The organism is Burkholderia sp. SRS-W-2-2016, assembly GCF_001931485.1.
GTDB lineage: Bacteria > Pseudomonadota > Gammaproteobacteria > Burkholderiales > Burkholderiaceae > Paraburkholderia.
On the sequence record NZ_MSDV01000018.1, the window covers coordinates 131107 to 152115 of the forward strand.

Below are 21009 nucleotides of genomic sequence, written 5' to 3' on the forward strand. Positions count from 1 at the left end.
GCACCGCCGCGCCGCGCTTACACGCCGCTCTTCGTGACGATCGGCACCCACTTGCCGTTCTTCACCTGATACAACGTCGACGCGCCGCTCTTCAACGCGCCGGTGTTGTCGAACGAGATCTTGCCGGTCACGCCGTCGTAGTCGATTGCCTTGAGCACCGGACGGTACACGTTCGGCGACTCGGACTTCGCCTGCTGCATCGCCTTGATCGCGACCCACGCGCCGTCATAGCCGAACGGCGCGTACGACAGGATATCGGCGCCGAACTGCTTCTTGAACTTCGCGGAGAAGTCCTTGCCGCCCGGCAGTTGCGACAGCGGGCGGCCGTATTCCCACGCCATCACGCCGTCGGCCGAGTCGCCCGCGAGCTTGATGAAATCGTCGTCCATCACGCCGCCGCCGCCGACCAGCTGTGCGTTCAGACCGAGCTGTTTCATCCGCCGCGCGAAGCCGGCCGCCTGGCTGTCGAGCCCGCCGAAGAACACCAGGTCCGCATTCGCGCCTTTGAACTTGGTGATCTGCGTGGAGAAATCGACCGCGTGGTTGTCGGTGTACTCGCGCGCGACGATCGCGCCGCCATGCGCCTTCACCGCCTTCTCGAACTCGTCGGCCTCGCCCTGGCCGAACGCGGTGCGGTCGTCGATGATGACGATGCGTTTGGCCCTGGTCACGTCGACCGCGTAGGCGCCGGCATTGCCGGCGTTCTGCGCGTCGGTCGAGATCACCATGAACGCGTTCGCGAAGCCGCGCCCGGTGATGACCGGATTGGTCGCGGCCGGGTCGAGCACCGGAATGCCGGCCTGCTCGTAGACCTGCGAGGCCGGAATCGTGGTGCCCGAGTTGAAGTGGCCGACCACCACCGCGACGCCCGAGTCGACCAGCTTCTGCGCGGCCTGCACGCCGACGCGCGGATCGGCCTGATCGTCCTGCGAGACGATTTCGAAGCGCGCGACCTTGTCGCCGATCCTGATCTTCTGCGCGTTGGCTTCGGTGATCGCGAGCCGCACGCCGTTTTCGAGGTCCTTGCCGTAGCCGGCATTGGCGCCGGTCAGCGGCGCGGCGAAACCGATCTTGACCACGAGGTCGTCGGCGAAACTGGCGAGAGGCGCGACGGCGAACAGGGCGCCTGCGAGCATGGCGAGGGGTTTGCGCGTGTTGCGAAGACTCATGGTCTCTCCTTGCATCGACGGTTGTTATGAAACGCAAGACAACAAGGCTGCTACGACACGGGCGGCCGGGAAGGCGGCCCCACGGATCGCACGGCTGGCTACGAAGGATCGGGCGCCGCATCGCGAGGCTGGACTACGGTCGCGGCAGTCGCTTCGTGGTACGAAGCGGCTACACCGGCGTTCGATCTGACGCGAATATAGAAAGCCAATTTGCGGCCGTCTTGGCAGATCGTGGCGTGTTCAATGAGCATTTCGGCACAGAGCGTCGCGCCCGCGCGGGGGCGGGCCAGGTGTGCCTATGAGGTGCAAGCTGGGGCGCGCGTTGCGGCGAGACGCTCGCGTGCGGTGCGAGCCTCGAAGAGGACTGCGAATTGCGGCATATGCTTAAGAAGCCGGCGCGAGGGGAGAGGTGCGCCGGCCGGGTGGGGCGAGTGTCGCCCGAGGTGTTTTAGCGTTCGCCCTGCTGGCGCAGCAGCTCTTCGCGCAGACGCAGCAACGGCGCCTTGGTGTCGTCGTCGGCCCATGTGTCGAGATCGTCGATCGCGCGCTGGCAGCCGTCGAGCACCAGGTCGAGATCGACCGGCACGCCGTTGTTCAGCGCGAACTCGATGGTCTCGGCAAATTGCTGGCACTCGTCCTCGCCGTACGAGATGTCGAGATTGTCGGCGATCACTTCGGCGATGTTGCTGCGCGCCTTGTCGTCGGCGGTCACCATGTCGACGATGCCGCGCGCGACGGCCGGCGAGTAGTACAGCGCGATGTCGAGCCACTGCGCGGGATCGAAGTCGGGCTGGTCGAACTGGTTCTCGAAGAACTCGATCGCTTCCTGTTCGTGCGCTTCGTCCGCGTCGACGCTGATGCACAACTGCTCAAAAAATTCTTCCCGCTCGCTGCGGATATGACCGTCCATCGATGCCTCGTCTGCTAAATGCCGATACCTGAAAAATGCCGTGGACTCCGGGGAGTGCCCAGGTCCACGCGGCTCGCATTATAGGACGAGTGCGCGAGCGGGGCGCGCAGGGCTGCGTCAGACGGTCTCGGCGACCCACGCATCGAACCACTCGCGCGGCTGCGCGATTTCGCTTTGCGACGCGACCAGTTCCAGCTCGTAGCGCCCGGCTTTCCAGGTGGTCCTGACGACCGCGTTGACCGCCGCGAGCGTGTGCTCGAACGCCGCGCGGATCGAGTCGCCGAGCAGCGTGCGCGCGACGAACACCGCGCTGGTCAGGTCGCCGACGCCGACCGGCTGGCGCGCGAACGGATAGAGCGGGCGCTGGCCCATCCACGCTTCGCGCTCGGTGACGACCAGCATGTTGAAGCGGTCGGCGGGGCTGTTGCGATCGAGCAGATGCTTGACCAGCACCAGTTTCGGCCCGCGCGCGAGCACCTCGCGGCAGGCGGTCACCGCTTCCTCGAACGTCTCGATCTCGCGGCCGACGAGGCGCTGCAATTCGGTGTGATTCGGCGCGATCGCATCGGCGACGGCCGGCATTTCGCGCACCAGAAACTCCTGGATGCCCGGCTCGACCGTGCAGCCGCCGGCGGCGCCCATCACCGGATCGCAGAAATACCACGCGCGCGGATTGACCGCCTTCACCGCCTTGACGATTTCGATCACCGCGCGGGCCTGCTCCGGCGTGCCGAGATAGCCGGACAGCACCGCGTCGCAGCGCGGCAGCATGCCGATCGCGCCGATGCCCTCGACCAGTTCCTCCATTTGCGACGCGTCGATCGCGCTGCCGCTCCAGTGGCCGTACTGGGTGTGATTCGAGAACTGCACGGTGTTCAGGGGCCACACGTTGACGCCGAGCCGGGCCATCGGGAAGGTGGCCGCGCTATTGCCGGCGTGGCCGAATACGACATGGGACTGGATGCTCAGAACGTTTTTCGTCATGGTAGGGCTCGCGCAGGCGTATCGCGCGCGATCAGCAAAGCGGGAAGGGGCTGGTTGGGCGGGCTGCTCGGGCCCGCGCCAGACATGCGTATTCCAGGTGACGCGCAGGAAAAATACCTGCGCCGCGGCGCAGGCAGGTCAACAAACGATACAGGAGTTTCGCGAATGCGAGGCGATCCGTCCCCCTGTTGTTGCGCCGAACCATCAAAGCGCGCGCGAAGTTTAACGAAAACTGACAAAGGCGCGCGCCGCCGATGCGTCAGATCGCGGCTTGCGTCCCGGCCGTCAAAGAAGCTCGCGGTACAGCGCCAGATAGCGTTCGGCCGACGCGCCCCAACCGAAGTCCTGGCGCATCGCGCGCCGTTGCGCGGCCTTCCATTCGGTGCGCCGACCGTACAGCGCGAACGCGCGGCGGATCGCGGCCGCGAGCCCCTGCGGCTCGAAGCGCTCGAACACGAAGCCGGTCGCGCAATCGTCGGCGAGATTTTCCAGCGATGCGTCGCTAACCGTGTCGGCCAGCCCGCCGACGCAATGCACGAGCGGCAGCGAGCCGTACGCGAGCGCATAGAGCTGGGTCAGCCCGCACGGCTCGAAACGCGACGGCACCGCGACCACGTCGCTGCCGGCGATGATCGTATGCGCAAGCGCTTCGTCGAAACCGAGTTCGACCGCGACCGACTCCGGATGCGCCTGCGCGACCATCTTCAGGCCGTTTTCGAGCGCCGGGTCGCCGGTGCCGAACACGACCAGCTGGCCGCCTCGCTTGACGATCTCGGGGACCGCGCCGAGCAGCAGGTCAAGGCCCTTCTGTTCGGTCAGGCGGCTGACCACGCCGAACAGCAGCGCGTCGCTTTTCTGCGCGAGGCCGAAGCGCTTTTGCAGCGCCTCCTTGCACGCGAGCTTGCCGGCCAGACGCGACGCGCTGTAATGCGTCGCGAGCAGCGCGTCGCTGGCGGGGTTCCACACCGTGTAGTCGACGCCGTTCAGGATCCCGCTCAGATCGTGCGCGCGATGCCGCAGCAGCGCGTCGAGGCCGCCGCCGTGCGCGATCGTCTGGATCTCGCGCGCGTAGGTCGGGCTGACCGTCGTGATGCGATCGCTGTAGTAGAGACCGGCTTTCAGAAACGATAGCTGTCCGTAGAATTCGACGCCGTGCATGTCGAAGAAATCGGCCGGCAGACCGAGCTGGCCGAACTGATGCGCGGGGAAAATGCCCTGGTACGCGAGGTTGTGGATCGTGAACACGCTGCGCGCCGGCGCGCGGCCGTGCGCGCGTTCGGCGGCCTTCAGATAGGCGGGCGCGAGGCCCGCGTGCCAGTCGTGCGCGTGCACGATCTGCGCGGACCACGCCGGGTCCAGCTGCTGCGCGAGTTGCGCGGCGACCCAGCCGAGCAGCGCGAAACGTTGCGCGTTGTCGCCGTACGGCACGTGCGCGTCGTCCAGATACGGGTTGCCGGGGCGGTCGTACAGCGACGCCGCGCGGATCACGTAGACGTTCAGGCCGTTGCCCGGCAGCGTGCCGCGCTCGAGCGTCACGTCGGGCGTGTCGAAGCGGCGCCCCAGCCGCGCGACCGGTTGCAGGTCACGCAGTCCGGCGAGCACCGCCGGAAAGCCCGGCAGCAGCACGCGCACGTCGGCGCCGCGCTCGATCAGCGCGGACGGCAACGCGCCGGCGACGTCGGCGAGGCCGCCCGTCTTGAGGAGGGGATACAGCTCGCTGGCGACGTGCAGCGCGCGAATCGTCATAGGCGGAGTTCTCGGTCGGGTTACGAGGTTGGGTGCGGTGCGTTGCTACGGTCTGGCGAGCGCCTCCTGGGTGACCAGCACGACGCCGTCGTCGGTGCGATAAAAGCGCTCGGCGTCGCGCGCCGGGTCTTCGCCGATCACCGTGCCTTCCGGGATCGTACAGCCGCGGTCGATCACCACCTTCTGCAGCCGGCAGCTCGCGCCGACCGTCACCTGCGGCAACAAGACTGCCTCACTGATGTGACAGAACGAGCTGACCTTCACGTTCGACGACAGCACCGAGCGCGAGATCTGCGAGCCCGAAATCACGCAGCCGCCGCACACGATCAGGTTATTGCCCGAGCCCTGCAAGCCCTTCATGTCGCGCACGAATTTGGCGGGCGGCAGCTGTTCCTGATACGTCCAGATCGGCCAACTGCGGTCGTACAGGTCGAGCGTCGGGATCGTCGATGCGAGATCCAGGTTCGCGGCCCAGTACGCGTCGATCGTGCCGACGTCGCGCCAGTACGGCTCGACGCTCGGATCCGACGACACGCACGACATGCTGAACGGGTGGGCGATCGCGACGCCCTGGGTCACGACGCGCGGCAGGATGTCCTTGCCGAAGTCGTGATCGGTGTCGATCGTCGCGATGTTTTCTTCGAGCAGCGAGTACAGGTAGTCGGCGCTGAACACGTAGATGCCCATGCTCGCGAGCGCGGTGTCGGGGCGGCCGGGCATCGCGGGCGGGTCGGCCGGTTTCTCGACGAAGCCGGTCACGCGACGGTTTTCGTCGACCGCCATCACGCCGAACGCGACCGCGTCCATGCGCGGCACCTCGATGCAGCCGACCGTGCAGTCGGCGCCGCTGTCCGCGTGATCGGCGATCATCCGCGTGTAGTCCATCTTGTAGATGTGATCGCCCGCCAGCACGACCACGTACTTCGGGCGGATCGAGCGGATGATGTCGAGGTTCTGGAACACCGCGTCGGCGGTGCCGCGATACCAGTGCGCGCCTTCGACGCGCTGCTGCGCAGGCCATAAATCGATGAACTCGCCCATCTCGCCGCGCAGAAAACTCCAGCCGCGCTGCAGATGGCGCAGCAGCGAATGAGCCTTGTACTGGGTGACCACCGCGATGCGGCGGATGCCCGAATTCAGGCAGTTGGACAGCGCGAAATCGATGATCCGGTATTTGCCGCCGAAGTGCACCGCCGGTTTGACGCGCTTGTTGGTCAGCGGTCCGAGCCGGGTGCCGCGTCCGCCGGCGAGCACGATCGCGAGGGTGGTGCGCTGCAAGTCGTTCAGCCGTGCCGGAGTGTTCATGTTCGTCTCCATCCCATGCGTTTGCGCGTTCGATGGGAGCTTGTGCTCCGGTCTCGCGCCAGAGGGTTGTCTGGTTCTTTCGCCCCGGGTGATCTGCTCGCCTGCTGGCCGATGATGCTTCGTGCCGGACTCTTTGCGCCTGAAGTTTTGCACCTGTAGTGCGCATTGGAGCGCATCGCGTTTTGCGTGGCTGCCGCGACTTCAGGTGACTTGCGCCCGGCCTCGCGGCAAAAATTTGCCGCCGCGTTGCCGTTTTTTCACGGCCGGCTTTTCGCGGGTCGGTCGCGGGTCGGTCATCTGTTCGTCAGGTAGTTCTAGCACCGATTGGCTGCAAGCAAATAATCTTTCTTGCGCGGGCCGCGTATGCGGCCCTCCTCGCACGATCGGCTGTTGCCGCGCGTGCATCCGTGCGGCGCAGCACATAGAGCATGAGGTCGAGGCGGCGCGCGCGGCATTGCGTATCGACGCAACATGCATGCCAGCCGCCGGAGCGCGTCGCGCATGCGCGGCTTCGACGCCGCGGCCGCGCGCAGCGTCGTAGAATCGTGCGCTGCTGGCAGGAGGCCCGGCCGCCCGGCCATCGCGCCGCCGAAGCCTCGCACGTTCAACTGTTGCGCTTTTTCCCGGACTATTTCGATGAGCTTTCGCCGCCTGTTTCCGCTTGCCCTGTCGACTGTTTGCACTGTTGCCGCGCTGAGCGCGATGTCGGCGGCGCTGGCCGCCACGCCGGCCAGCGCGGTTAGCGCTGTGAACGGAGCGAGTCCGGCCGCCGCGAGCGCCGCGACCGCGACCGACGATTCAGGTCCCGCCTACGGTCCCGAACTGCAAGGCTTCAACTATCCGGCGCCGGTCGAGCGTTTTACGTTCACCTCGCAGGGCGTGCCGCTGCAGATGGCCTACATGGACGTGAAGCCCGCGCACGCGAACGGCCGCACGGTCGTGTTGCTGCACGGCAAGAATTTCTGCGCGGCGACGTGGGACGCGACGATTCACCGGCTCAGCGATGCCGGCTACCGCGTGATCGCGCCGGACCAGATCGGCTTCTGCAAATCGAGCAAACCCGAGCATTACCAGTACAGCTTCCAGCAGCTTGCGCGCAATACGAACGCGCTGCTCGAATCGCTCGGCGTGCATAACGCGACCGTGGTCGGCCACTCGACGGGCGGGATGCTGGCGGTCCGCTATGCGCTGATGTATCCGCAAGCGACGCAGCAACTGGTGCTGGTCAATCCGATCGGTCTCGAAGACTGGAAGGCGAAGGGCGTGCCGTCGCTATCGGTCGACCAGTGGTATCAGCGCGAACTGAAGACCAGCGCGGACGGGATTCGCCGTTATGAGCAGAACACCTATTACGCGGGGCAGTGGCGCGCGAATTATGAGCCGTGGGTGCAGATGCTGGCGGGGATGTATCGCGGGCCGGGCAAGCAGATCGTCGCGTGGAATTCGGCGCTGCTTTACGACATGATTTATACGCAGCCGGTGGTTTATGAGTTCGGCCAGTTGCAGATGCCGACGCTGCTGCTGATCGGCCAGAAGGATACGACCGCGATCGGCAAGGATGCCGCGCCGCCGGCGGTGCGCGCGAAACTCGGGCATTACCCGGAACTGGGCCGCGCGGCGGCGAAGGCGATTCCGCATGCGACGCTGGTCGAGTTTGCAGGGCTCGGGCACGCGCCGCAGATGCAGGATCCGGACGCGTTTCATAAGGCGCTGCTGGAGGGGTTGGCGGCGGTGCCGGCGAATCGGTGAGGGGGCGGGGAGCTCCCCGCCGCGCTGCCGGACTTTAGGGGTGCCCCGAACTACATGTTCACCATCACTGACGACCTCGCCGCGATATCCGGAGCGATCGGCTCGGCCGTATCGCTTCTCGCGGCCATTCCTTATGGACTCGCGATCGTCAGGCGTACTGTCCGTCCTCATCTGTTCACCTGGCTGATCTGGGCGCTGGTCACGACGATCGCCGCGGCCGGTCAGTTCGTTGCGGGCGCCGGCCCTTCCGCGTGGTGTACCGCGGCGATCGCGCTGACGTGCATTCTGATTTTCATTGCCAGCATCTATCGAGGCGAGCGAAGCCGCACGCGAGCCGATTGGTTCTTTCTCGGCGCGGCGCTCTCCGCGATACCGCTCTGGCTGGCGACCGACGACCCGGCCCTGTCGATCTACCTCGTCACGCTGATCGAACTCGCGGGTCTCGCTCCGACGATCCGCAAGACCTTCTCGGATCCGTGGGGCGAGAGCCTCGCTTATTTCGCGTTGTGTGTCGTCAAATACGCGCTTGCGTTGCTGGCCTTGCGGCACTGGAGCCTCGCGGTCGCGTTTTATCCGATCGTCAATGTCGTGGCGTCGCTGGGCATCTGCATGCTGATGGTTGTGCAGCGTTATCGTCTGCGCTCCAGCGGCGCGATTCAATAAAAGAAAAGGGTGGCCCCGCAAGAGCCGCCCTTTTTTAATGGATGCGCCCGCAGGCCGTCCTACTTCCCGCCGTTCAACTCTTCCCAAATCTGCGCGCCGATCTCGAACGAGCGCAACCGCGCGTCGTGATCGTAAATCTGCGCGGTCAGCATCAACTCGTTCGCGCCGGTCTGCTCGATGATCGACAGCAGTCCTTCGCGAACCGTGTCGCGATCGCCGAGCACCGTGCACGCGAGCGAACGCGCGACATTGTTCAACTCCATCTCCGACGCTTCGAGCCGCTCGACCGGCGGCTGCAACTGCCCCGGCGTGCCGCGCCGCAGATTGATGAACTGCTGCTGCAACGATGTGAACAGCCGCGTGGCCTCGTCGTTGGTATCGGCCGCGAACAGATTGACGCCGACCATCGCGTACGGCTTGTCGAGCGTCGCCGACGGCCGGAACTGCGCGCGATACATCTGCAGCGCGGTCAGCATGTAATCGGGCGCGAAATGCGAAGCGAACGCGAACGGCAGACCGAGCGCGGCCGCCAGTTGCGCGCTGTACAGCGACGAGCCGAGCAGCCACAGCGGCACCTGCAAGCCGGCGCCGGGCACCGCGCGAATCCGCTGACCCGCGACCGGCTCGGCGAAATAACGCTGCAATTCGACGACGTCGTCGGGGAAGCTCTCGGCGCTGTTTTGCAGGTCGCGGCGCAGCGCGCGAGCGGTGGTCTGATCGGTGCCGGGCGCGCGGCCGAGACCGAGATCGATCCGCCCCGGATACAGCGACGCGAGCGTGCCGAACTGTTCGGCGATCACGAGCGGCGCGTGATTCGGCAGCATGATGCCGCCGGAGCCGACCCGAATGGTTTTCGTGCCGCCGGCCACGTAGCCGATCACGACCGAGGTCGCCGCGCTCGCGATGCCGGTCATGTTGTGATGTTCGGCGAGCCAGTAGCGCTTGTAGCCGAGTTTTTCCGCGTGCTGCGCGAGTGAGAGCGTGTTTTTGAACGCATCGGCCGGCGTGGCGCCGGCGGTGACCGGCGAAAGGTCGAGAACCGAAAAGGGGATCATGGTTGATTGATTGCGAGTGGCGGCGCTTTCGCGCGATGGGGCATTGTGGCAAAGCCGGCATTTTTCTGCTGGCGGCGCGGCGATGTCCCCGCCGGTCGAAGGGTTTGTCGTGTGCGTGTACTTGCGTGGCGCGGAAATTGCGCCCGCGTAACTGATTGCGCGCCCGTACTGTGTATTTGCGGCGCGCGCATATAAGCAATCCCGTGAGTGACCGTGCGCCGATCCTTATTCGAGTGTACGGTTAAGTATCGGTGCGGCGACCCGGTGTGATGATCCCGCGTGTTGCCGGCTATCTCGCATGATGTCAAGGAGTCTCCGATCCCATGAATGTCATCAAAGCGTTTGTTACCCGCTCATTCCAGGACGTGTGCCACGCATTGCTCGACCGCGGCGAGATCGCGCTGGTCGATGTGCGTGAGGAACAGCCGCACGCGCGCAGTCATCCGCTGTTTGCCGCCAATCTGCCGCTGTCGCGGCTCGAACTCGACGCGCCGCTGCGGCTGCCGCGCCTCGGCGTGCCGATCGTCGTGTTCGATGCCGGCGAAGGTCTCGCGCGGCGCGCGGCCACCCGCTTCGCCGAACTCGGCTATACCAACGTCGCGTTGCTCGAAGGCGGGCTGCACGGCTGGCGCGAAGCGGGCGGTGAGCTGTTCAGCGACGTCAACGTGCCGAGCAAGGCGTTCGGCGAACTGGTCGAAAGTGTGCGCCATACGCCGTCGCTGTCCGCACAGGAAGTGCAGGCGCTGCTCGATCACGAAGCCGACGCGGTGGTGCTCGACGCGCGCCGCTTCGACGAATTCCAGGCGATGAACATCCCCGGCAGCATCAGCGTGCCCGGCGCCGAACTGGTGCTGCGCGCGCGCCAGCTCGCGCCGGATCCGGCCACGCGGATCGTCGTCAATTGCGCGGGACGCACGCGCAGCATCATCGGCGCGCAGTCGCTGATCAATGCGGGCGTGCCGAACCCGGTCGCCGCGCTGCGCAACGGCACGATGGGCTGGACGTTGGCCGGTCAGCCGCTCGCGCACGGCAGTTCGCGGCGCGGCGACGGCCCGCTCGACGACACGCTGCGCCTCGTCGCCGCCGAAGCCGCACGGGCGCTCGCCGATCGCGCGCGGGTCGGCCGCACGTCGCGCGACGAAGCGCGCCGCTGGGCCGGCGAAGAAGTGCGCACCGTGTACCGCTTCGACGTGCGTACGCCCGACGAATACGAAGCGGGCCACGTGCCCGGTTTTCGCAGCGCGCCGGGCGGGCAACTGGTGCAGGAAACCGATGTGTTCGTGCCGGTGCGCGGCGCGCGCGTGATCGTCGCGGACAACGACGGCGTGCGCGCGAACATGACCGCGTCGTGGCTCGCGCAGATGAATCTCGAAGTGTTCGTGGTCGACGGTCTGACGCCCGCCGATTTCGCCGAGAAGGGCGCGGCGCCGCCCCCGCGTTATGCGGCGACGCCGCCCGAGGTCGATGAGATCGAGCCGGCCGAACTGGCCGCGCTGCTGCAGTCGCCGGGCACCGTGGTGCTCGATTTCGCGAGCAGCACCAGCTATCTGAAGCGCCATGTGCCGGGCGCGTGGTTCGTGATCCGCAGCCAGCTCGCCGACGCGCTGCGCACGCTGCCCGATGCGAAGCGCTATGTGGCGACCGGCTGCGGCGCGGTGCTCGCGCGCTTCGTCGCGCCGGAACTGGCGGCGGCGAGCGGCCGGCCGGTGCAGGTGCTGCGCGGCGGCACCCGCGCATGGATCGACGCGGGTCTGCCGGTCGAGATGGGCGGCACGCGCTTCGCGTCGCCGCGGATCGATCGCTATCAGCGGCCGTATGAAGGCACCGACAACGCGCGCGAGGCGATGAGCGCATATCTGGAGTGGGAGCAGGGGCTCGTTGCGCAACTCGCGCGCGACGGCACGCATGGGTTCAGGGTGATCTGACGATTCGCTCGATTCGATACGGGCCGCCCGCGCGCGCGAATCATCTGCCGATTTGGTGTAAACGCGCTCTCGTCTAAAGCCGCCGATGCGTTTAAATTAGCGCCATCTGGAAGGCTTTTCGAGGGACCAGGGCGGCCATAAACGGCAGCGGTTTGTCATCCCGGCGATGGCGTGAGGTGAGTGGCCAAGGTTGCTCATCGCCGCGTCGGAGCAGACCGCTGCGCGTCGTCCGTGGTGCTTCGCTCGAGGTGGCGAACGAGCCGCCGTCACTTTCCGGTTGACCGTATCGACCGAACCGGCGACGCATTGCACTGCGTCGCCTTTTTGCTTGTTTTTTTGCTTGTGGCGCGGTTTTTTTTGTGTGCGCCGTCTGCCTTCCTGTTTGTTTTCCCGCCTGGCCTTTTCCCCCGTTCACCCGCTTTGCCACGCACGCAACACTTGCGTGCGCGATCGCACTCGCGCGGGGCGCGTCGCTCGCGCTTTCGCCGAGGCCCGGTTATGCTGGTAGCACCCACTACAAACCGGTGTGGCGCGCCGGCATCGCATGAATCGCGTGTTTCGCGCGCCGCCCGACAGGACCCGCCGTGAGTCTCAAACCGCTCGGTGTCGCCCTGCTGGCAGCGTGTTTTACGCTTGCCGGATGCGACCAGCAACAAAGCGATCAGGCCGTGCAAAAACTCAAAGACTTTTTCAACGCCGTCAAACCGGATGCGCTCCTGCTGAAGGACATGACGCCGGGGCTCACCACCGAAGCGCAGATTCGCGCGCAGATGGGCAAGCCCGAAACCGAACGCACCTTCACCGACGGCTCGAAGCGCTTCGAGTATCCGCGCGGCCCGCAGGGGCTGAACACCTACATGGTCGACATCGATCGCGACGGCAAGCTGCAGGCGATCACCCAGGTGCTGACCGCGGCCAACTTCGCGAAGATCCGCAGCGGCATGACGGAAGACGAAGTGCGCCGGCTGCTCGGCAAGCCCGGTGAGATCGCGGTGTTTCCGCTCAAGCCGGAAACCGTGTGGAGCTGGAAGTGGCGCGAAGGCGGCGTGACCGAGGAAGGCATCTTCAACGTGCACTTCGATCAGGGCAAGCGGGTGTACACCACCTCGCGCTCGGATGTGATCAAAGGGCGATAGAAGCAATAGCGCAGCGACAATGCAGCAACAACGCGCAGCAGCGCGACAGCAACAAAGCGGGGTGGGGCGATGATACGTCGACGTCGATACAGCCGGATCGGGCTGGTGTTGGGAGGCGGCGCCGCGCGCGGCTGGGCGCATATCGGCGCGATCCGCGCGCTGCACGACGCGGGCATCAGGCCCGACGTGGTGTGCGGCACGTCGATCGGGGCGCTGGTCGGCGCGGTCTATGCGAACGGCGACCTCGACTGGCTCGAGGAGTGGGTGTCGCGCCTGACGTGGCAGACGGTGGTGCGGCTGCTCGATCTGCGCATCTCGGGCGGCCTGCTCGGCGGGCGCAAGGTGATTCAACTGTTCGCCGACAAATTCGCCGGCCGCTCGATCGCGCAACTGGACATGCCGTTCGCGGCGGTCGCGACCGAGCTCGACACCGGCCGCGAAATCTGGCTGCAGGACGGCAGCACGGTCGACGCGGTGCGCGCGTCGATCGCAATTCCGGGGATCTTCACGCCGGTGCTGCACAACGGCGTGTGGCTCGTCGACGGCGGGCTGTGCAATCCGGTGCCGGTGTCGGTCGCGCGCGGGATGCGCGCGGACTGCGTGATCGCGATCGATCTGAACAACGACATCCTGAACGGCCGCGACTTCGGCGGCGCGGTGGTCGAAACCCCGGCGCTCGATCCGGCCGCGCCGCCGCCCGTCGCGCTGCGCCGCAACGGCAAGCCGTGGCCGCGCTGGCTCGCGCCGGCCGACGCGAGCACCGCCCCCGCCGACGTGCGGGTGCCGCCGAAGCCGAGCGTGCACGTACCGTCGATGCTCGCGTCGATCGCGCAAAGCATCGACATCATGCAGGTGCGCATTTCGCGCAGCCGGCTCGCCGGCGAACCCGCCGACATCCTGATCCAGCCGCGCCTCGGTGGGATGGGCATTTTCGATTTTCATCGCGCGGCGCCGGCGATCGAGGAAGGGCGCGCGGCGGTCGAGCACATGCTGCCGGCGATCCGCGCGCGGCTTGCGATGGATCAGTGAGGGGGGCGCGGCGCTCATCCCAACTGACGCCTGCGGGCCAATCGTCGCCGGAATAAGGCTCAGCCGATGAGTCACATATGAGTCACGAAGGCCCTTCATGACTCATATGTGACCCATCATGACCCCCGGGCGCTCGGGCAGCTACCGGCCGCGACACGCTCGCCGTATATCGAAAAAGCGACCCCAAACTTGCAAAATCGCGGCACCCGCGCGCGCGCCGCGCCCACCTGACAAACACATAACCCCTGTCAAACCAAGCGCTCCGGGCGTTTCGCCGCCCCGCGCGGCCGCATGCTGCGTCGCAGCAAAACAACCCCCCGGTATTTGAGAAATCAATTTCCGCTTGCGAGACTGCGCGCCACGCCGGAGCAACGAGCAGGTCCACAGGCCGCCGGGCGCCGCGCGATTTCAACAAACCTGGATGGAGACACGCGTGTTCCTATACGGCTTCGGACCCGTGCTGCTCGCCGGCACGCTCAAGACCATCGAGCTGTCGGTGCTGTCGCTGGCGGCCGCGGTGCTGCTCGGCCTCGCGGGCGCGGCGGCGAAACTGTCGTTGAACCGGCCGTTGCGCGCGCTCGCGACCGGCTATACGACGCTGATCCGCTCGGTGCCCGACCTCGTGCTGATGCTGCTGCTGTTCTACAGCATCCAGATCTGGCTCAACGATCTGACCGACCTGCTCGGCATGGAACAGATCGACATCGATCCGTTCGTGGCCGGCGTGCTGACGCTCGGCTTCATCTACGGCGCGTATTTCACCGAGACCTTTCGCGGCGCGTTCCTCGCGGTGCCGCGCGGTCAGCTCGAAGCGGGCAGCGCGTACGGGATGAGCGGCGCGCGCGTGTTCACCCGGATCCTGTTCCCGCAGATGATGCGCTTCGCGCTGCCCGGCATCGGCAACAATTGGCAGGTGCTGGTGAAGGCGACCGCGCTGGTGTCGATCATCGGTCTGGCCGACATCGTCAAGGCCGCGCAGGACGCCGGCAAAAGCACCTTCAACATGTTCTTCTTCATTGCGGTCGCCGCGCTGATCTATCTGGCGATCACCACGCTCTCCAATCTCGTGCTGATCCGGCTGAACCGCCGCTATTCGATCGGCGTTCGACACGCGGAGCTCTGAACGACATGATCGATATCCTCAATCAGTTCTGGCGCGCGTACCTGTTCTGGGACGGCCAGCGTCTGTCGGGTCTCGCGGTCACGTTGTGGCTGCTGGTCGCGTCGATCGGCATCGGCTTCGTGTGCGCGATCCCGCTCGCGGTCGCGCGCGTGTCGAAGAAGCGCTGGCTGTCGACGCCGGTTCGTGCGTACACCTACGTGTTTCGCGGCACGCCGCTGTACGTGCAACTGCTCTTGATCTACACCGGCATCTACAGCCTCGAATTCGTGCGCTCGCACAGCCTGCTCGACGCGTTTTTCCGCAGCGGCTTCAATTGCGCGATTCTCGCGTTCGCGCTGAACACCTGCGCGTACACCACCGAGATCTTCGCCGGCGCGATCCGTTCGACCTCGCACGGCGAAGTGGAAGCGGCCCGCGCGTATGGGATGAGCTGGTTCACGATGTACCGGCGCATTGTGATACCGTCCGCGCTGCGCCGCGCGTTGCCGTTGTACAGTAACGAAGTGATCCTGATGCTGCATGCGACCACGGTCGCGTTCACGGCGACCGTGCCGGACATCCTGAAGGTCGCGCGCGATGCGAACTCGGCGACCTATCAGTCGTTCAACGCGTTCGGGCTCGCGGCGCTGCTTTATCTCGTGGTGTCGTTCGCGCTGGTGGCGCTGTTCCGGCGCGCCGAGCGTCGCTGGCTCGCGTATCTCGCGGTACGCACGCATTGAATGCGCAATGAGCGCGCAGTGAGCCCGCACTGAGCCTTCTTCACCCCGATCCGACTCTTCACAGGGAGAGCATCTTGCTCCATACGACCCAAACCGAAGCCTGCAAGCTCGCCATTCAGGACATCCACAAGCGCTACGGCGACAACGAAGTGCTCAAGGGCGTGTCGCTGAACGCGAACAAGGGCGACGTGATCAGCATCATCGGCGCGAGCGGTTCGGGCAAGAGCACCTTCCTGCGTTGCATCAATTTTCTCGAGCGGCCGAACGCCGGGCAGATCATCGTCGACGGCGAAGCGGTGAAGACCAGGGCCGATCGCGCCGGCAATCTCGAAGTCGCCGATCACAAGCAGTTGCAGCGCATCCGCACCAAGCTCGCGATGGTGTTCCAGCACTTCAATCTGTGGGCGCATATGAACGTGCTGGAGAACGTCGTCGAAGCGCCGATTCATGTGCTCGGCGTGCCGCGCAAGGAAGCCGAAGAGCGCGCGCGCGAATATCTGGAGAAGGTCGGCCTCGCGCCGCGCTTCGAAAAGCAGTATCCGTCGCATCTGTCGGGCGGCCAGCAGCAGCGCGTTGCGATTGCCCGCGCGCTGGCGATGAACCCGGACGTGATGCTGTTCGACGAACCGACCTCCGCGCTCGATCCGGAACTGGTCGGCGAAGTGCTGAAGGTGATGCAAAAGCTCGCCGAGGAAGGCCGCACGATGATCGTCGTCACGCATGAAATGGGTTTTGCGCGCAACGTGTCGAACCATGTGATGTTCCTGCACCAGGGGCGTACCGAGGAAGAGGGCGATCCGGCCGAGGTGCTGAGCGCGCCGCGCAGCGAGCGCCTCAAACAGTTCCTGTCCGGCAGCCTGAAGTAACGCGCGGCTCGCGCGGCTTCGGTTCCTGTCCATCCTTTCGCGTCGATCTCCAGCGATGGCCCGTTCGTCCAGCCCGGCTCGCACGACCCAGGTCGCGATCGTCGCGTTGCCGCCGGTGTCGATGTCGGGCGTCGGCCCGCTCGTCGACACGCTCAATCTCGCCAATGAAATCGACGGCCGCGCGCTGTACCGCGTGCAGGTGTGCTCGTGGGACGGTCGCCCGGTGCCGCTCGCGGGCGGCGCGCAGTGGCCGGCCGATGCCGCGTTCGGCGACGCGATCGCGTGCGACTGGCTGATCGTGATCAGCGAGCGCTTCCAGCAGTTCGCCGACTATCGGTTATTTCTCGCTAGTCTCGCGCGGGTCGGCCAGCGCACGCCGCTCGTCAGCGGGATTCACCACGGCGTGTGGTGGCTCGCGATGGCGGGGCAACTGTCCGGCTATCGCGTCAGCGTGAACTGGGAGACCTATCAGCAGTTCTCCGAACAGTTCGAGCGCTCGATCGTCACCCAGCAGATCTTCGAAATCGACCGTGATCGCGCGACCTGCGCGGGCGGTCAGGCGAGCGTCGATTTCATGCTGGCGATGATCGGCCGCGAGCACGGCCCCGAACTCGCGGAGCGGATCGCCGACACGCTCGGCGTCGGCGTTTTGCGCGCCGGCGACGAGCGTCAGCGCATTCCGTTCGTGACCGCGCCGGGCGAGCGCCATCCGCGCCTGAACGACGCGCTTTTGCTGATGGAAGCGAATATCGAAGACCCGCTGACCAGCGATGAAATCGCCGGTCTCGTCGGCGTGTCGCGGCGCCAGCTCGAACGGCTGTTTCGCCAGTATCTCGGCTCGATGCCGTCCAAATACTATCTGGGCCTGCGGCTCTCGAAAGCGCGCACGCAGTTGCAGCGCACCAGCAAATCGGTCGTGCAGATCAGCCTCGCGTGCGGGTTTGCGTCGGCCGCGCACTTTTCGAATGCGTACCGCGAGCGCTTCGGCGTGACGCCGCGCGAGGACCGCCGCAACTGGATCGAGCGCCAGACCGGCGCGCACGGCGGCGCGAGCGAGCCGCGTCCGGCCGCGCTGATCGAGCGGCCGGAAACGGACTGACGGCGGGTCGCCGCGGCTTGGCCCCGCCGCGTCGCGCGGAACCCCATAGAAAGCGTCGCGTATGCGCAAGACGGAACGCGCGCGGTTTCCTACACTAGCGGTATTACCTGTTACCCGAAACGAGGATTTGCCATGAACGACCTGACTGTGACACGCCAGACCTTCGACGAAGTCATGGTGCCGGTGTTTGCGCCGGCCGCCTTCGTACCGGATCGCGGTCTCGGCTCGCGCGTGTGGGACACGCAAGGCCGCGACTATATCGACTTCGCCGGCGGCATCGCCGTCACCGCGCTCGGTCATGCGCATCCGGAACTGCTGAAGGTGCTGCACGAGCAGGGCGGCAAGCTGTGGCACATCGGCAATGGCTACACCAACGAGCCGGTGCTGCGGCTCGCGAAGCGCCTCGAAGACCTCACGTTCGCCGACCGCGCGTTCTTCGCGAACTCGGGCGCCGAAGCGAACGAAGCCGCGCTGAAGCTCGCGCGCCGCGTCGCGTTCGACCGTTTCGGCGCGGACAAGGCCGAAATCATTTCCTTCACGCAGTCGTTCCACGGCCGCACGTTGTTCACCGTCAGCGTCGGCGGCCAGCCGAAGTACTCGGAAGGCTTCGGCCCGGTGCCGGCCGGCATCACGCATCTGCCGTACAACGATATCGAAGCGGCGAAGAAAGCGATCGGCGCGCAGACCTGCGCGGTGATCGTCGAGCCGATCCAGGGCGAGGGCGGCGTGATTCCGGCCGATCCGGCGTTTCTGACGGCGCTGCGCGAAGCCTGCGACCAGCACAACGCGCTGCTGATTTTCGACGAAGTGCAAACCGGCGTCGGCCGCAGCGGTTATTTCTACGCGTATCAAGACACCGGCGTGACGCCGGACATCCTGACCACCGCGAAGGCGCTCGGCAACGGCTTCCCGATCGGCGCGATGCTGACCACCAACGAGCTGGCCGCGCACTTCAAGGTCGGCGTGCACGGCACTACCTACGGCGGCAATCCGCTCGGCTCGGCGATCGCGGAAAAGGTGGTCGAACTGGTTAGCGATCCGAAGCTGCTCGAAGGCGTGCGCTCGCGCAGCGAGGCGCTGAAGGGCCATCTGGCGAAACTCAATGAGCGCTTTGGTTTGTTCACCGAAGTGCGCGGCAAGGGTCTGCTGATCGGCGCCGAGCTGAACGACACGTTCAAGGGCCGCGCGAAAGACTTCGTCACCGCGGCCGGCCAGCATGGCGTGATCATGCTGATGGCGGGCCCGGACGTGCTGCGCTTCGTGCCGTCGCTGATCATGCCGCTCGACGACATGGCCGAAGGTTTCGCGCGTCTGGAGAAGGCGTTCGGCGAACTGGTCGGCGCCGCGCAGGCCGCATCGAAGTAATGGCGAGGCAGTCCAACCTGCACGCGAACCCGCAGCAGCGCACCGAACGCGCGCTGCGTCACATTCAACAGGAACGATGATGCTCTTCGTACGTCCAGGCCGCCTCGCCGATCTCGATGCGCTCGAGCAGATGGCGCGCACCGCGCAACCGGTGCTGCATTCGCTGCCGCACGACCGGCGCGCGCTCGAAGCGCGCGTCGCGTTGTCGGAAGACTCGTTTCGCGCGGAAGTCGATTTTCCGGGCGAGGAGTTCTATCTGTTCGTGCTCGAAGATTCGCAGACCGGCAAGCTGATGGGCACCGCGAGCATCGTCGCGGCGGCCGGTTATGCGGACCCGTTCTACGTGTTTCGCAACGACGCGCTGATTCATGCGTCGCGCGAGCTGCACGTGAACCGCAAGATTCACGCGCTGACGATGTCGCACGAGCTGACCGGCAAGAGTCGGCTCGCCGGCTACTACATCGACCCGTCGCTGCGCGGCGACGCGGCCGCGCAACTGATCTCGCGCGCGCGGATGATGTACATCGCCGCGAATCGCAAGCGCTTCACGCCGGAAGTGTTTTCGCTGCTGCTCGGCGTGACCGACGAGAACGGCGTGTCGCCGTTCTGGGAAGCGCTCGGGCGCAAGTTCTTCGGCCGCAATTTCGCCGATATCGAAGTCGAGTCGGGCGGCCGCAGCCGCACCTTCATCGCCGAAGTGATGCCGACTTATCCGGTCTACGTGCCGCTGCTGCCGGAAGCGGCGCAGCGCGTGCTCGGCGAGCCGGATGCGAACGCGCTGCTCGCGTACGAGATTCACCTGGAAGAAGGCTTCGAGACCGACCGTTACGTCGATATCTTCGACGCCGGTCCGGTGCTGACCGCGCAGATGGATCGCAGCGCGAGCGTCAAGTACAACGAAACGCGCGTGGTGCGCGAGGCCGCGGCGCCGCAAGGCGACACCTGGCTGATCGCGCACAACGGCGCCGACGGCGAGTTCCGTTGCGTGCTCGGCGATCTCGCGGCCGGCAAGGAAGCCGGCGCGGTGCTGTCGCAGGCGGCGCGCGCCGCGCTCGGCGTACGCGACGGCGATGCGGTGCGCTGCGTGCCGCTGCATCGGCCGCAGGATGAACATTCGGGAGATGCGCAATGATCGTCGTTCGCGTAGTGCAACGAGGCGATGTGGATGCGCTGATGCGGCTCGCGCAGGAAACCGGCCCGGGGCTGACCACCTTCAAGCCGGATCGCGATGCGCTGGCGGCGCGGGTCGAACGCGCGCGCCGCACGATGGAAGATCAGGCCGCGCCGCACGAGGCCGGCTATTTCTTCGTGATGGAAGACACCGCGACCGGCGACGTGGCCGGCGTGTGCGGGATCGAAACCTCGGTCGGATTGCAGCAGCCGTTCTACAACTATCGCGTGAGCACGGTCGTGCACGCGAGCCAGGACCTCGGCATCTGGACCCGGATGCATGCGCTGAACATTTCGCACGACCTGACCGGTTATGCGGAAGTGTGCTCGCTGTTCCTGAGCCCGCGGTATCGGACGAGCGGTGTCGGCGGTCTGCTGTCGCGTTCGCGCTTCATGTTTCTCGCGCAGTTCCGCGAGCGTTTTCCGCAGCGGCTGTGCGCGGAACTGCGCGGCCATTTCGATGCGGAAGGCACGTCGCCGTTCTGGCGCGCGGTCGGTTCGCACTTCTATCAGATCGATTTCAACGCGGCCGATTATCTGAGCTCGCATGGCCGCAAGGCGTTTCTCGCCGAGCTGATGCCGCGTTACCCCGTCTACGTCGAGTTGCTGCCGGAAGAGGCGCAGCGCTGCGTCGGCCTCACGCATAGCGACACGATTCCCGCGCGCCGGATGCTCGAAGCGGAAGGGCTGCGCTACGAGAATCACGTCGATATCTTCGACGCCGGTCCGGTGCTCGAATGCCATATCGCCGACCTGCGCACCGTGCGCGAAAGCGTGCTGGTCGCGGTCGAGATCGCGGAGCACGATGACAGCGCGCCGCAGGATGGCCCGAAGTCGATGGTGTCGAATACGTCGCTCGGCGATTTTCGCGTCGGCGTGGTGGCCGGCGTCGCACAGAACGGCGTGTTCCGTCTGAGCGCGCTTGAGGCCGCCGCGCTCGGCGTGAAGGCCGGCGAGCCGCTGCGGGTGCTGCCGTTGAAACATAAACAGGGATGA

At 66.1% G+C, this 21009-nt stretch carries 18 protein-coding genes; 12 read left to right on the forward strand and 6 right to left on the reverse strand.

The window, feature by feature from the left end:
• Nucleotides 1-17 precede the first annotated feature (17 nt).
• The 5 genes from BTH42_RS06195 to glgC form a co-directional block, all read right to left on the reverse strand.
• Nucleotides 18-1169 carry a branched-chain amino acid ABC transporter substrate-binding protein gene (locus BTH42_RS06195; RefSeq protein ID WP_075296878.1) on the reverse strand — a complete coding sequence of 384 codons (1152 nt, stop codon included), beginning with the start codon at nt 1167-1169 and terminating at the stop codon, nt 18-20.
• A 448-nt stretch (nt 1170-1617) separates the two neighbouring features.
• On the reverse strand, nt 1618-2079 hold the full coding sequence (locus BTH42_RS06200) for a hypothetical protein (protein ID WP_075296880.1): 462 nt from the start codon (nt 2077-2079) through the stop codon (nt 1618-1620).
• A 117-nt stretch (nt 2080-2196) separates the two neighbouring features.
• Nucleotides 2197-3063 (reverse strand): pyridoxal kinase PdxY, encoded by an 867-nt coding sequence (gene pdxY / locus BTH42_RS06205; RefSeq protein ID WP_075296882.1) that lies wholly within the window; start codon nt 3061-3063, stop codon nt 2197-2199.
• A 285-nt stretch (nt 3064-3348) separates the two neighbouring features.
• Nucleotides 3349-4809 (reverse strand): glycogen synthase GlgA, encoded by a 1461-nt coding sequence (glgA, locus tag BTH42_RS06210; protein WP_075296902.1) that lies wholly within the window; start codon nt 4807-4809, stop codon nt 3349-3351.
• A 45-nt stretch (nt 4810-4854) separates the two neighbouring features.
• Nucleotides 4855-6114 (reverse strand): glucose-1-phosphate adenylyltransferase, encoded by a 1260-nt coding sequence (gene glgC / locus BTH42_RS06215; RefSeq protein ID WP_075297043.1) that lies wholly within the window; start codon nt 6112-6114, stop codon nt 4855-4857.
• 636 nt (nt 6115-6750) lie between these two features.
• On the opposite strand from glgC, the gene BTH42_RS06220 reads away from it, so the two are divergent.
• Together BTH42_RS06220 and BTH42_RS06225 are read left to right on the forward strand one after the other, a co-directional pair.
• On the forward strand, nt 6751-7863 hold the full coding sequence (locus tag BTH42_RS06220; protein ID WP_075296904.1) for an alpha/beta fold hydrolase: 1113 nt from the start codon (nt 6751-6753) through the stop codon (nt 7861-7863).
• 54 nt (nt 7864-7917) lie between these two features.
• Nucleotides 7918-8526, forward strand: a complete 609-nt coding sequence (locus BTH42_RS06225; RefSeq protein ID WP_075296906.1) for a hypothetical protein — start codon at nt 7918-7920, stop codon at nt 8524-8526.
• Nucleotides 8527-8585: 59 nt separating this feature from the next.
• On the opposite strand, the gene BTH42_RS06230 is transcribed toward BTH42_RS06225, so the two are convergent.
• On the reverse strand, nt 8586-9581 hold the full coding sequence (locus BTH42_RS06230) for an LLM class flavin-dependent oxidoreductase (RefSeq protein ID WP_075296908.1): 996 nt from the start codon (nt 9579-9581) through the stop codon (nt 8586-8588).
• Between the two features lie 323 nt (nt 9582-9904).
• On the opposite strand from BTH42_RS06230, the gene BTH42_RS06235 reads away from it, so the two are divergent.
• From BTH42_RS06235 to astA, 10 genes are all read left to right on the forward strand, one after another.
• Complete coding sequence (locus BTH42_RS06235; RefSeq protein WP_075296910.1) at nt 9905-11506, forward strand: rhodanese homology domain-containing protein; 1602 nt, start codon at nt 9905-9907, stop codon at nt 11504-11506.
• Nucleotides 11507-12090: 584 nt separating this feature from the next.
• Nucleotides 12091-12642 carry an outer membrane protein assembly factor BamE gene (bamE, locus tag BTH42_RS06240; protein WP_075296912.1) on the forward strand — a complete coding sequence of 184 codons (552 nt, stop codon included), beginning with the start codon at nt 12091-12093 and terminating at the stop codon, nt 12640-12642.
• 69 nt (nt 12643-12711) lie between these two features.
• On the forward strand, nt 12712-13671 hold the full coding sequence (locus tag BTH42_RS06245; protein ID WP_075296914.1) for a patatin-like phospholipase family protein: 960 nt from the start codon (nt 12712-12714) through the stop codon (nt 13669-13671).
• Nucleotides 13672-14104: 433 nt separating this feature from the next.
• A complete protein-coding gene (locus BTH42_RS06250; RefSeq protein ID WP_075296916.1) occupies nt 14105-14794 on the forward strand; it encodes an ABC transporter permease in 690 nt (229 codons plus the stop codon).
• 5 nt (nt 14795-14799) lie between these two features.
• Nucleotides 14800-15513, forward strand: a complete 714-nt coding sequence (locus tag BTH42_RS06255) for an ABC transporter permease (protein ID WP_075296918.1) — start codon at nt 14800-14802, stop codon at nt 15511-15513.
• 74 nt (nt 15514-15587) lie between these two features.
• A complete protein-coding gene (locus BTH42_RS06260) occupies nt 15588-16379 on the forward strand; it encodes an ABC transporter ATP-binding protein (RefSeq protein WP_075296920.1) in 792 nt (263 codons plus the stop codon).
• Between the two features lie 55 nt (nt 16380-16434).
• Nucleotides 16435-17478 carry a GlxA family transcriptional regulator gene (locus BTH42_RS06265; RefSeq protein WP_075296922.1) on the forward strand — a complete coding sequence of 348 codons (1044 nt, stop codon included), beginning with the start codon at nt 16435-16437 and terminating at the stop codon, nt 17476-17478.
• A 132-nt stretch (nt 17479-17610) separates the two neighbouring features.
• Nucleotides 17611-18843: an aspartate aminotransferase family protein gene (locus BTH42_RS06270; protein WP_075296924.1), complete on the forward strand. Its 1233-nt coding sequence runs from the start codon at nt 17611-17613 to the stop codon at nt 18841-18843.
• A gap of 79 nt (nt 18844-18922) precedes the next feature.
• Nucleotides 18923-19975, forward strand: a complete 1053-nt coding sequence (aruF, locus tag BTH42_RS06275; protein WP_075296926.1) for an arginine/ornithine succinyltransferase subunit alpha — start codon at nt 18923-18925, stop codon at nt 19973-19975.
• Nucleotides 19972-21009 (forward strand): arginine N-succinyltransferase, encoded by a 1038-nt coding sequence (gene astA / locus BTH42_RS06280; RefSeq protein WP_075296928.1) that lies wholly within the window; start codon nt 19972-19974, stop codon nt 21007-21009. The genes aruF and astA overlap by 4 nt, the downstream gene beginning before the upstream one ends.

Coding starts and splice junctions, on each gene's coding strand:
- BTH42_RS06195 (WP_075296878.1), bottom strand. CDS start 1,169: ATGAGTCTTCGCAACACGCGCAAACCCCTCGCCATGCTCGCAGGCGCC.
- BTH42_RS06200 (WP_075296880.1), bottom strand. CDS start 2,079: ATGGACGGTCATATCCGCAGCGAGCGGGAAGAATTTTTTGAGCAGTTG.
- pdxY (WP_075296882.1), bottom strand. CDS start 3,063: ATGACGAAAAACGTTCTGAGCATCCAGTCCCATGTCGTATTCGGCCAC.
- glgA (WP_075296902.1), bottom strand. CDS start 4,809: ATGACGATTCGCGCGCTGCACGTCGCCAGCGAGCTGTATCCCCTCCTC.
- glgC (WP_075297043.1), bottom strand. CDS start 6,114: ATGAACACTCCGGCACGGCTGAACGACTTGCAGCGCACCACCCTCGCG.
- BTH42_RS06220 (WP_075296904.1), top strand. CDS start 6,751: ATGAGCTTTCGCCGCCTGTTTCCGCTTGCCCTGTCGACTGTTTGCACT.
- BTH42_RS06225 (WP_075296906.1), top strand. CDS start 7,918: ATGTTCACCATCACTGACGACCTCGCCGCGATATCCGGAGCGATCGGC.
- BTH42_RS06230 (WP_075296908.1), bottom strand. CDS start 9,581: ATGATCCCCTTTTCGGTTCTCGACCTTTCGCCGGTCACCGCCGGCGCC.
- BTH42_RS06235 (WP_075296910.1), top strand. CDS start 9,905: ATGAATGTCATCAAAGCGTTTGTTACCCGCTCATTCCAGGACGTGTGC.
- BTH42_RS06245 (WP_075296914.1), top strand. CDS start 12,712: ATGATACGTCGACGTCGATACAGCCGGATCGGGCTGGTGTTGGGAGGC.
- BTH42_RS06255 (WP_075296918.1), top strand. CDS start 14,800: ATGATCGATATCCTCAATCAGTTCTGGCGCGCGTACCTGTTCTGGGAC.
- BTH42_RS06265 (WP_075296922.1), top strand. CDS start 16,435: ATGGCCCGTTCGTCCAGCCCGGCTCGCACGACCCAGGTCGCGATCGTC.
- BTH42_RS06270 (WP_075296924.1), top strand. CDS start 17,611: ATGAACGACCTGACTGTGACACGCCAGACCTTCGACGAAGTCATGGTG.
- aruF (WP_075296926.1), top strand. CDS start 18,923: ATGCTCTTCGTACGTCCAGGCCGCCTCGCCGATCTCGATGCGCTCGAG.
- astA (WP_075296928.1), top strand. CDS start 19,972: ATGATCGTCGTTCGCGTAGTGCAACGAGGCGATGTGGATGCGCTGATG.